This is a genomic window from Phytobacter sp. V91, assembly GCF_965644225.1.
In the GTDB taxonomy this organism is placed as follows: Bacteria; Pseudomonadota; Gammaproteobacteria; order Enterobacterales; family Enterobacteriaceae; genus CBFFRJ01.
The window spans coordinates 1-11,570 of the sequence record NZ_CBFFRJ010000149.1; the positions used below are offsets into that span (position 1 = coordinate 1).

Sequence of the window (11,570 nt, forward strand, 5' to 3'; positions counted from 1 at the left end):
CCATAAATTAACCTGCTTTTGATGTTGGATTGAACATATCAAAATCAGGCAATTACACAATTTTATGTACAGGCTCTATATTAACGGCTCGACTGCAAAAACTGTCTTACACGATCGGAATCCGGATTGGTGAAGAACTTCTCCGGCGGCGCTTTTTCAATCAACAGCCCTTTTTCTAAAAACACCACTTCATCAGATACCTGGCGGGCGAAGTCCATCTCATGGGTTACCACCACCATGGTGTAACCTTCGGCGGCGAGATTTTTCATCACCCCGAGGACTTCATTCACCAGCTCCGGGTCCAGCGCTGAGGTTGGCTCATCGAACAGAATCACTTCCGGCGACATCGCCAGCGAGCGGGCAATCGCCACACGCTGTTTCTGCCCACCGGAGAGCGTTATCGGGTAGACGTCGGTCTTGTGGCCCATCCCCACCTTTTCCAGCTGCTGGCGGGCAATCTCATCGGCGGCATCACGCTTCATGCCTTTAACATGCACCAGCGCTTCACTGACGTTGTGCAGTACCGTTAAATGTGGCCACAGATTAAAGCTCTGAAACACCATCCCTACCCGCTCACGCACTTTAGACAGGTCTTTATGCGACATCGCTTTTCCCGTCCCCTCATCCACGCCAATACGTTGCCCGCTAATACGTACTTCACCGCGATCCGGCTGCTCCAGCCAGTTCATGCAGCGCAGAAGGGTTGATTTACCTGAGCCGGACGAGCCCAGGATGCTGACCACCGTGCCCTTTTCCACCGTCAGGTTGATGTCCCGCAGCACTTCAATATTATCAAACTGCTTGGACAGGTTTTTAATACTCACCGCACTTGATTCAGGCATGGGTCATTCCTCGTTTCGCGCCATAGCGACTCAGACGTTTAATCATCAGTTCCAGCAGAATGCTGATGCCCCAGTACAACGCAATCGCGACGATAAAGGCATTAAAGGGAATAAAGTAGGTTGACTGCACGCCATTCGCGGCGGCAGTTATCTCCTGAACAGTAATAATGCACAGGAAAGCCGTGTCTTTCAGGCAAATAATCAACTGGTTGCCCATTAGCGGCAACGCCGAGGAGAATATATTAGGCAGAATGATGCGCTTAAATATTTTATAGCGCGAAAAGCCTTGAGAAACGGCAGCTTCGATATAACCCGCGGAAAATATCCTTCGCTGGCTACGTAATATTTCAAAGAAGTAAGCGCCGTGGTAAATGATTAATGCCAGAAGTCCTGCCGTCCAGGCTTCCATACTGATGCCAATTTGCGGTAATCCGTAATAAAGCAAGTAGGCCAGAATCAAAAAAGGGACGGCGCGCATAAGACTGACAAATGCAATAATTAGCCTGTCAATAATACGATTTTGGTATTCCATCACGTAACACAGGAAAATACCGATAAATAACCCAATGACTGCTGCAATAATAAACAGCTCAAGTGTCGCCAGCAGACCGTTAAAAAAACTTTCGCGCGCTGACCAGATAATGCCCCACTGATTCATAAATCCTCCTGCTCTTACCGCGCCAGGCGCTTCGCTTTGCGTTCCGCCATGCTCTGGAATTTCAGTAGCAGACCAATAATCACGACATACAACAACCCCGCCGCCAGAATAGGCGACAGCGGTTCATAAGTGACTGAAGAGATACGGTTGGTGACGCGCGTCAGATCCACCACGCCAATCACCGCAATCGCCGGACTGCCCTTAATAAGGAATGACATTTCGTTAACCAGCGCAGGCAGGCTTTCTATCCACATCTGCGGCAGCATGATGTAACGAAAATAGGTCCAGCGCCGCATGCCGACGGATTCCGCGGCTTCCCGCTGTTCACGAGGAAAATTACGAAAGGCGTTGCGCCAGATTTCGGCGTTAAATGCCGAGGTGTTTAACGTCAGCGCCACAATCGCCGCCAGCGTTTTATCCATATTGATGCCGAGGGTCGGCAGGGACAAAAAGAGGAACAGCACCAGCGTCACCAGCGGTGTCGCGCGTGCCAGACTAATGTAGACCACCAGAATCTGATCGACGACAGGGATTTTCATCATACGGATGAACGCAATCACCAGGCCGATCACCACCCCGAACGCGATAGCCACGCCCGAGATCCAGAGGGTCGTCCATGCGCCTTCAATCAGTAACTGCCAGGCCATAGAATCCATAGGCCCTCCTTTCTTTAACAGGCGGCGGTTGCCCGCCGCATTGATCTTAGAAACCCGCTAACTTATGGAACTGTTCAGCATTGGTGATAGGCTCTTTCGGCATATCATAGGTTTCACCGAACCATTTTTTCTGCAACTCAGCCAGCTTGCCGGTTTCGGTCATGTGATTCATAAATTTGGTCATGTAGGCCAGTAATTCCGGGGAGTTCTTCGGAATTGGCCAGGCCATATAACCCGGGCCGGATACCGCCAGACCTTTGGCAAAGACTTTCGGTTTCGCTTTCACCAGGTCGTTTACTGAGATAACCACGTTGATAACGTAATCCACGCGTTTGTTGGCAAGGTCGGCATAGGCTTCCGGGTAAGACTGGTACTCCACAACCGGGCCGAGTTTGCCGCCGGTTTTCTCCAGCATCGCCTTCAGCTCAGGCAGACGCGCCAGCAATGCGCTGCCCGCCTGGACACCCACTTTTTTGCCACTGAGGTCAGCAATGGTATTTAAGGTTTTATCATCTGCGCGTTTCACAAAATAATGCTGAGCAGAAGCCCATGGCGGGGTGAAATTAAAAACGTTAAGGCGTTCGTCAGTAATAACCGCCCCGGTTAAAGCCATGTCATATTGACCGGTGGAAACGGAAGCCAGCAACCCGGTCCAGGGTAAAATACTTTGCGTGATATTAAATTTCGCGTATTTACGAAACTCATCCAGCATATCTTTGTTAAAACCATCGGTCTGACCGTTAGTCATAAAGTTAAATGGCGCATAATCATCTTCCGTCGCGACTTTCATCGTGCCGGTTTTTTCGATTTCGGGTAAATCCGCTGCGACTGCGTGTAAAGAAAAAGCCAAAGATAACATGGCTGCAAGACAATATTTGCCGAATACTTTTTTCATCTCTCTACCCTTAATTAAATAGGCCAGGCCGATTCATTCCAGTGGTACTGGAACCGTTGCAAAAAATATGCCGAAAGCGTTTCTCGTCATCTGCGTTGTGATTGCGTTTTTACAATAGGGAGGCTTTTTACTTTCTGAATAGAGCCAGATTTCGCCAATGTCTGTGTCAGATGTGCCAGAGCTGGTATGGAATTTGCTCAATCCTGAACATGATATTTCTCCGGGGAGAGCAAGATGATTCGTCACCTGATGCATGTCAATTTCGACGGCCAGCGTGGGTTACAGGAACAGGTTCGGGAATCGCTGATTAACGCCATTCTGAGCGGCATTTTCCCGGCGCAAAACCCACTGCCCTCCTGCCGACAGCTGGCGGGCCAGCTCAATGTTTCACGTAATACCACGGCGCTGGTGTTTGAAAGTCTGGTCAACGAAGGTTATCTGGTCAGCCGCCCCCGTAGCGGCTATTACCTGCACCCGGATTACTACAATGCCGGGCAAAATGTGTCCCAGAGTGCACCCGAATGCGAGAGTGCTGCACCACGATGGGGCAACCGCCTGCAAATCACCCCCAGCCAGCAGGAATCTATCCTCAAACCGGCCGGGTGGATGCACTACCGCTACCCCTTTATCTATGGTCAGCCCGATACCCAGCAATTTCCGCTGGCCACCTGGCGCGCAGCGGCAAACTGGCTGCACGGCGGCGTTCGCGATCCGGCCTGGGTTATCGACCATATCGATCAGGATGTCCCGATGCTGATTGAGCAGATCCGCACCCGCGTACTGCCCAAACGCGGTATCGTGGCTGCACCGGATGAAATCCTCATCACCCTGGGTTCACAAAACGCCCTCTATTTATTGACCCGTTTATTAATGTCACGTCAGACCCGCGTTGCGGTGGAGAATCCCGGCTTTCGTGAGGCGATTAATACATTCCTGCTCAGTGAGCCGCAAATTGTGCCCCACCCGGTAGATGAAGAGGGCATTGTGCTCGGAGAAACTCCCTGTGATTACTACTATGTGACGCCGGGACATCAGGTGCCGACGGGCGTCACTATGAGCAAAGCGCGGCGGGTGCAGCTGCTGGATTATGCCGCCCGCCATGATGCGGTGATTATTGAAGATGATTACGACTCGGAGAGTAATTTCACCCAAAATCCGCTGCCAGCGCTGAAAGCGAGCGACAAAAGCGGGCGCGTGATTTACGTCAGCAGCCTGTCTAAAGCCTTGTCACCCGGTCTGCGGTTGGGCTATATGGTGGCCGCCCCGGAAATTATTGATGAAGCCCGCGCCCTGCGCCGTCTGGTCTATCGTCATCCACCCACCAACATTCAGTACCAGATGGCGCATTTTCTGGCCCAGGGCCATTACGAAACGCATTTGCGCCGCTACCACGATGATTCCGCACGGCGTTGGGACCGCCTGCACGATGCGCTACGGACCTTTTTACCCGAGTGCAAAACCTTTGGCGGCAGCGAGCATGCCAACGCGTTTTGGCTGAGTACGCCTGAGCACATCAGCACGCAACAACTGACCTGGCGTGCGGCCCATGCTGGAGTATTGATTGAGCCGGGCGCGCGACATTTTCTCGACGGCGCACCGCCGGATAATTTCTTCCGCATGGGCTTTCATGCCATCAATCCGGATGCCATTGTGCCTGGCGTGGAGGTGCTGCGCGGTCAGCTAGCGCAGCTCAGCTAACCTTCAGGTCATAGCGCAAAGGCATGCCTTTACCCTAAATAATTCGAGTTGCATGAAGGCGGCAAGCGCATGCATCCCCTGGAACATAGATAACTATGTGACTGGGGTAAATAAGCGCAGCCAACAAAGAGGCAGCTTGAAGTATGACGGGTATATACTTATCGGAACCTCACAAGGTAAGGATAAGTCCCTATGCCGCTGCCCGATTTTCACGTTTCAGCCCCCTTCACGCTGGGCATTGAACTGGAGTTACAGGTGGTCAATCCACCGGAGTATGACCTGAGCCAGGACTCGTCAGCGCTGATTGACGCCGTGAAATCTCAGGTGCAAGCCGGAGAGATTAAGCACGACATCACCGAGAGCATGCTGGAGATCGCCACCGGCATCTGTAGGGACATCGACCAGGCCGCACATCAGCTTTCCGCCATGCAGCAGATAATTTTACAGGCAGCGAACACCTGCCATGTCGGCATTTGCGGCGGCGGCACGCATCCTTTCCAGAACTGGCAGCGTCAGGAAATCAGCAACGATGAACGCTACCACCGCACGCTGGAGACGTTTGGTTATCTGATGCAACAAGCGACAGTATTTGGTCAGCATGTACATGTGGGCTGCCCTGATGGCGATGACGCCATCTATCTGCTACATGGGCTGTCGCGTTTTGTTCCGCACTTTATTGCCCTCAGTGCCGCGTCGCCCTATATGCAGCGAACCGATACCCGCTTTGCCTCATCGCGCCTGAATATCTTTTCCGCATTCCCGGACAACGGCCCGATGCCCTGGGTCAGCAACTGGCAGGAATTCACTGGGCTGTTTCGCCTTCTGAGTACCACCCGCATGGTTGAAAGCATCAAAGATTTGCACTGGGATATTCGTCCCAGCCCCCACTTTGGCACCGTGGAAGTGCGGGTCATGGATACTCCGCTGACGTTGTCCCATGCGATCGATATGGCCGGTTTTATCCAGGCTATTGCCCACTGGTTGCTGGCCGAACGCCCTTTTAAACATCAGGCCAGCGACTATCTGCTGTACAAGTTCAATCGCTTTCAGGCCTGTCGCTTTGGCCTTGAGGGCATCATTACCAATGTGCACACCGGCGAGCAGAGCACAATTGCCGATGATATTGAACGCATGCTGGAGAAAGTCGCGCCATGGGGTGAAAAATTGAACGCCGGCAGCGCCATCAGCGAACTGGGGCGTTTTGTGAAGCGGGGAAAAAGCGAAGCACAGCTGATGCGGGATTTTGTCGCCGACGGCGGGTCGTTGACAGGACTGGTGCAAAAACATACTGAAATATGGGCCGCTGGCCAGTAGCACGCAGGAAGATTGCACCACCGTGCGCTTTGCTGGACAATACCGTTTTTAACAAGCGATTAACTGGTATGAAGCATCCTCTGGAAACCTTAGTGACGGCAGCAGGCATTCTGCTGATGGCATTCATCTCTGTGTTGCTGCTCCCGGCCCCTTCTCCTGGGCTTTTGCGCGCACAACACATCATGGACATCTTTCACTTACAGGACTTAAACCAGCTTTATACCGTCTTGTTTTGTCTGTGGTTTCTGTTGCTTGGCACGCTTGAATTCTACCTCTTACGCTTTATCTGGCGACGCTGGTTCTCGCTGGCGTAAGCCGGTGAAATCCCGCAACCCGTGCACCAGCGCCTCGACCCAGGCGGCATAATCATGCCCGCTCGACCAGGGGTGAAAACGGGTGGAATAGCCTTTTTCACGCAGCATCCGGTCAAACTCAACGCTGTTGCGATAAATACCGCCATCGGCGCCCTGGGTTTCAAAGCGCCCGGCCTGGATCCAGAAACGTAACGGGTAACGGGGTGACTGAGCATACTGCCGGGTTAACCAGCCCGCCGGCTCGTCTTTTGGCGACCACCAGTACGAACCCGACAAACTCAAAACATTGCCAAACAGGCGCGGATAGCGAAGCGCCACCCAGGATGACGCCAGCCCACCGTAGCTGGCTCCGGCCAGAATCGCCTTATTTCTTTGCACTGTGATGCCCTGCTGACGCAGCCAGGGAAGAAGATCATGCGCCATAAAATCGGCAAAGACGGGATTTGGCGGCAGCTCTTTTGCACGGCGGGCATGATCAAGGCTGTCAATAAAAACGATATTCACCGGGGGTAACTGATGGCGTGCTATCAGGCCATCCAGCACGTTGGCGGTGTGATAATCCCCCTGCCAGATTTGTCCGTCAAACAAAAACAGGGTCCAGCGCGCAGGCTGGGCCGTGCGCGGACGATAAATCATGATCTCCCGGCTGTTGCCAAGACGTTCGCTGTACAGGGAATGGCGGGTGAGCGTACCGTGACGAACCGGTTGGGCCATCGCAGCGGTGGAAAAATAGCGGGCGGGGCTTAAATCAAGCAGCGAGGAGCGATTCCAGCGGTCAGCCCAACTGCTGCTCATGGTCAGAGCATTAAGGGGATCGGCCTGGGCGCTCACCAGAATGGCGCGTCGCTGCTCCCGTGGCGAACCATCGATTTTTGGCACATCCGGCGCGAGCTTATATTGCATGCGAGTGTCCGCCGGGACGACGTAACTACGAAACCAGACATCCGAACCGGCAAGTCTGAACATGGGATCGTGATCGCCTGCCGGAGAACCGAGAATAAAGACGTTGCTCCGTGCGCCGCGCCAGAGGAAGGTCACCCGCTTGTGGGTCGCATCCACCGGCTCTATGAGCGGCGAGCCATGTTGCTGGCGCAGCGCCCAGAATGCCTCGGTGGTGCCGCCTGCCGCTAACTCTTTGGCAAGCCGCTGCAGTGTGGGGCTGACGGGATCGAGAACCAGAGCGCGGGACAGCGGCTCCGTTTCTTTCATCCGCCAGCTAAAGGACCAGCGCGCGCCCTCATTGCCATGCAGCACCAGTGAAGAGGGTTGCTTTACCGGCAGCGAGAAAAACAGTGATTGCTCACCATCAACGGGGCCCCCTTCCAGTAACGCGCGCAGGCGACGATTTTGCCCATCCAGCAGGTGCGCATCGGTCACCCCTTTCAGGGTGGCCGCGACATAGTTTTCACTGAGCAGGGGAAGCTGAAAACAGACCTCGCCGCTGGCGTCAAATTTTCCCTGCTGTTCGCCCTGCACCGACGAAGACGCACAGGGTGCGGCCATCGCTGACATCGCGCTCAACCCGACCAGTAACCCACCCCATGCCATCTTCATCTGTTTTTCATCCGTTGCAAAATTATCGTCAACGCTAATGCAAATGATAATAATTTACAATAATATTACCGCCGTTAATGGGTACCCCCGTAGCGTCCGGTATGTGTTGGGGAGTACAGATGGCAAGAAAAACAACAGTGGAAATATAAAAATAATGTTTAAAAAGAACAAAATAATGCAGCTCTGGCTGCTGAGTCTGGCCGTTACAGGGGCAAGTGCTCCTGCAACGGCGAAAACAGGCGGTGAAGAAACTTTAATCGTGACGGCGGGCGCTGCGGAAGATCTTACCGCGCCGTTGAAAGGCATCGTCGCCACCAAAACGCTGTCGGCAACCAAGACCTCTGCGGAGCTGGTGAAGACGCCGCAATCCGTTTCGGTGGTCACCCGTGACCAGATGAAAGCCCTGGATGCGACCTCTGTTTCCCAGGCGCTGCGCTACAGCGCCGGTGCGTTTACCGAATACCGGGGTTCGTCTAACCGTAACGATGAAGTCTTTGTCCGTGGCTTCAGCTACGTGCCGAAATTCCTAGACGGACTGAGCTTTGGCGCGACGGCATCGTCCCAGACCGGCACCGTCGACCCCTGGTTGCTTGAACGAGTGGAACTGGTGCGCGGCCCGGCTTCAGTGCTCTTTGGTCAGGTCAACCCTGGCGGCCTTATCAGCATGACCAGCAAACGCCCAACCAGCGACGCTATCCATAATGTTCAGTTCCGCACCGGCAACAACAACCTTGCGGAAGGGGCATTTGATTTTGGCGGCAAACTCAGTGACGACGGGCGCGTACTGTATCGCCTGAACGGTATTGCCCGCACGCAGGATAACCAGATTGCGGATTACAAAGAGACCCGCATGGCGATTGCGCCAGCCATTACCTGGTATCCTAACGATCAGACCCGCTTTACGCTGCTGACCAGCTACCAGAAAGATCCTGACGCGGGCTACCGCAACTTCCTGCCTTATTACGGCACGGTGGTGAGCGCGAACGGCCAGTATCTGCCATGGAAGATGAACGTCAGTGATCCAAACTACGATCAGTCATGGCGTGAACAGACCATGATTGGCTATGAGTTCGAACACCAGTTAAACGATCTCTTCACCTTCCGTCAGAATGCCCGCTACGCCACCATCAAGCAGAAATATCGCTATCTGGTATACGCCAACAGCGCGGCAAACAGCACCACTCTTACCCGTCGCGCCCAGCATGAAGAGCGCACCACCAACGAGTTCGGGCTGGATAACCAGCTTGAGGCGCAGTTTGCCACCAATGATGTGAACCATACTGTTCTCGGCGGGTTTGACTACAAGCAGAGTAAAGACAAACAGCTGCTGCAGCGCGGCGCAGGCTCTGAGTACGATTTCGACTGGACGAACCCAACCTATGGGGTGAATGTCGATGAAAGTACCTTCTCAACCCTCACCAATGAGCAGCAAAATCTGGATCAGATGGGCCTCTATTTGCAGGATCAGATGAGCTGGAATAACTGGGAGCTGCTGCTGTCCGGTCGTTATGACTGGTCTGAAGTTCGCACCACTGACTTTACCGCCTCTGGCGCGACCACTCAGCAAAACGACGGCAAGTTCACCTGGCGCACCGGGTTGCTGTATGCCTTTGATTCCGGCCTGTCGCCATACATCAGCTACAGCACGTCGTTTGAACCAAACCTGCAAACCAACCGTGCACCAGGCGTAGCGCCTTTTGCCCCAACGACCGGCAAGCAGACCGAAGTGGGCGTCAAGTATCAGCCAGTGGAAAACACGCTGATGTCACTGGCGGCGTACGATCTGCGCCAGAACAACGTCCCGACCTACAACAGCACCGAGGGCTGGTTTGAAAACGCGGGCGCTATCCGCTCAAAAGGGGTAGAAGCAGAGCTGCACTCCACGCTGTGGGATAGCTGGAACATTATCGCGTCGTATACTTACACTGATGCAGAAGTCACCAGCACCACGGTGGCAGGCGTTCAGGGTAAAACCCCGCAGCGTGTTCCTGAACATATGGCCTCCGCGTTCACCAGCTATACCCTTACGTCAGGTCCGCTTAAGAGCCTGACCGCAGGTGTTGGTATGCGCTATATCGGCACCAGCTATGGCGACGCGAAGAACACCTTCAAGGTGGCAGCAGTGGATCTGTATGACGCCATGCTGGGCTACGATCTGGGTGAACTGAACGGCAACCTGAAAGGGGCGACGGTACAGTTCAACGTCAACAACATCGCCAATACCAAATATGTTGCCTCGTGCGCCAGCGACACCGCCTGCTTCTATGGCGTGGGCCGCACCATGACTGCAACCGTCAATTATTCCTGGTAAGAAAGCAAAAAGAAAACCGGCTTATCACTCGCCGGTTTCATTGCCATCTCCACGGGCGTTAATGCGTCCGTGGATGATTCTCTTTACGGTACGCGCCGGGCGGCTGATTAAAGGTTCGGGTAAAGATCCGCGTAAAAGTCTGCTGGGAATAGAAGCCATACTTCAGGCAGATATCGTAGACTTTCTGGTCAGTATTCAATAAATCCCGCGCCGCCATCGCTAACTTACGCTCGCGAATATAACGCCCCAGACTCTCCCCTTTGTACTGTAAAAACAGCCGTTGCAGATGCCATTTTGAATAGCCCGCATGGCGGGCAATATCGTCAATACGTAATGGCTGATGCAAGTTATCGTCAATCCACCCAACGATGGTGTCGATGACCTGAGCGGAAATCGTCATGTTACCCTCCTCGGCGCTCTGCATAATGAACCGTTATTCCCACCAGGCCTGGAACCCCTGGGTGTTGTCTGCTGCCAGAACCGGCTCGCCCAGTCTGGGGGTCAACAAGCGATACCCTTTGCCCTGGCTTGCTGCCGCCAGGCGCTTGTAGGGATCGTTCCAGGTGTGTTTGGCAAGCACGAAGCGTCCGGCGTGGCCCGGCAAAATGGCCTGGGCATTAAGATCCAACGCGGCCTGGGCCGTTTCCTCTGGCATCATGTGGATGTACTTCCAGTCCTCGTCGTACTGACCGTTCTCCAGAATGGCTAAATCGACCTTGCCAAACTGTTCGCCAATCGCCCTGAAATGCGGTCCATAGCCGGTATCGCCGCTGTAATACAGTTTGCGACCGCCGGCCACGAACATAAAACTCGCCCACAGGGTTTGATTACGCTTCAGGCCACGTCCTGAGAAGTGCCGCGCCGGGAGCACATGCACATCAAATCCGTCACTGACGGTGATTTTCTGTTGCCAGTCGGCTTCCTGAATAATGTCCGGATTCATACCCCAGTAACGCAGATGCGATCCCACGCCCAGCGGCGTGATCACCCGTTTAATTTTCGGCATCATCGCTTTGATGGTGGCGTAATCGAGGTGGTCATAATGGTCGTGAGAGATAATCAGCAGATCGATCTCCGGCATCGTTTCTGCCGTCCAGGGGTAATCACCCGCAAAGGCTTTATTCAGAAATGAGAAGGGTGCCGCATAGTTACTCAGTACCGGATCGATCAGAATGCGAATGCCGGCCAGCTGCAGATACCAGGAAGAGTGCCCCAGCCACACCAGGGTATCCTCGGTAAGCGGCAGGTTCGCAAGGGAAGGTGCGATTTAATCGGTGGGGTTCAGTGGAGTCCTTATCTGTATTAGCCTTACCTTAGCTGAGCTGTAT

General features: G+C 53.9%; 10 protein-coding genes and 1 pseudogene. 4 read left to right on the top strand and 7 right to left on the bottom strand.

The window, feature by feature from the left end:
* Positions 1-80: 80 nt before the first annotated feature.
* The 4 genes from ACSZO4_RS22025 to ACSZO4_RS22040 are packed head-to-tail and all read right to left on the bottom strand — an operon-like array spanning position 81 to position 3,051.
* Positions 81-842: an amino acid ABC transporter ATP-binding protein gene (locus tag ACSZO4_RS22025; RefSeq protein WP_437891191.1), complete on the bottom strand. Its 762-nt coding sequence runs from the start codon at positions 840-842 to the stop codon at positions 81-83.
* A complete protein-coding gene (locus tag ACSZO4_RS22030; protein ID WP_437891192.1) occupies positions 835-1,500 on the bottom strand; it encodes an amino acid ABC transporter permease in 666 nt (221 codons plus the stop codon). The genes ACSZO4_RS22025 and ACSZO4_RS22030 overlap by 8 nt, the downstream gene beginning before the upstream one ends.
* Positions 1,501-1,514: 14 nt before the next feature.
* The gene (locus ACSZO4_RS22035; RefSeq protein ID WP_437891193.1) at positions 1,515-2,156 is read right to left on the bottom strand and encodes an amino acid ABC transporter permease; all 642 of its coding nucleotides are present in this window, start codon (positions 2,154-2,156) and stop codon (positions 1,515-1,517) included.
* Positions 2,157-2,202: 46 nt separating this feature from the next.
* A complete protein-coding gene (locus tag ACSZO4_RS22040; RefSeq protein WP_437891194.1) occupies positions 2,203-3,051 on the bottom strand; it encodes a transporter substrate-binding domain-containing protein in 849 nt (282 codons plus the stop codon).
* Positions 3,052-3,285: 234 nt separating this feature from the next.
* Here ACSZO4_RS22040 and ACSZO4_RS22045 point away from each other — a divergent pair, with 234 nt between their 5' ends.
* The 3 genes from ACSZO4_RS22045 (at position 3,286) to ACSZO4_RS22055 (ending at position 6,377) form a co-directional block, all read left to right on the top strand.
* Positions 3,286-4,749, top strand: a complete 1,464-nt coding sequence (locus ACSZO4_RS22045) for a PLP-dependent aminotransferase family protein (protein WP_437891195.1) — start codon at positions 3,286-3,288, stop codon at positions 4,747-4,749.
* A gap of 192 nt (positions 4,750-4,941) precedes the next feature.
* A complete protein-coding gene (locus ACSZO4_RS22050) occupies positions 4,942-6,063 on the top strand; it encodes a YbdK family carboxylate-amine ligase (protein WP_437891196.1) in 1,122 nt (373 codons plus the stop codon).
* 68 nt (positions 6,064-6,131) lie between these two features.
* The gene (locus tag ACSZO4_RS22055; RefSeq protein WP_437891197.1) at positions 6,132-6,377 is read left to right on the top strand and encodes a DUF1158 domain-containing protein; all 246 of its coding nucleotides are present in this window, start codon (positions 6,132-6,134) and stop codon (positions 6,375-6,377) included.
* Here the strand turns inward: ACSZO4_RS22055 and ACSZO4_RS22060 are convergent.
* The gene (locus ACSZO4_RS22060; RefSeq protein ID WP_437891198.1) at positions 6,339-7,931 is read right to left on the bottom strand and encodes an alpha/beta hydrolase-fold protein; all 1,593 of its coding nucleotides are present in this window, start codon (positions 7,929-7,931) and stop codon (positions 6,339-6,341) included. The genes ACSZO4_RS22055 and ACSZO4_RS22060 overlap by 39 nt on opposite strands.
* 154 nt (positions 7,932-8,085) lie before the next feature.
* Between ACSZO4_RS22060 and ACSZO4_RS22065 the strand changes: the two genes are divergently transcribed.
* The gene (locus tag ACSZO4_RS22065; RefSeq protein ID WP_437891199.1) at positions 8,086-10,242 is read left to right on the top strand and encodes a TonB-dependent siderophore receptor; all 2,157 of its coding nucleotides are present in this window, start codon (positions 8,086-8,088) and stop codon (positions 10,240-10,242) included.
* Between the two features lie 58 nt (positions 10,243-10,300).
* On the opposite strand, the gene ACSZO4_RS22070 is transcribed toward ACSZO4_RS22065, so the two are convergent.
* A complete protein-coding gene (locus ACSZO4_RS22070) occupies positions 10,301-10,642 on the bottom strand; it encodes a RamA family antibiotic efflux transcriptional regulator (RefSeq protein ID WP_437891200.1) in 342 nt (113 codons plus the stop codon).
* Between the two features lie 33 nt (positions 10,643-10,675).
* Positions 10,676-11,497, bottom strand: a pseudogene (locus ACSZO4_RS22075) (MBL fold metallo-hydrolase); the annotation flags it as partial.
* Positions 11,498-11,570: the final 73 nt, after the last annotated feature.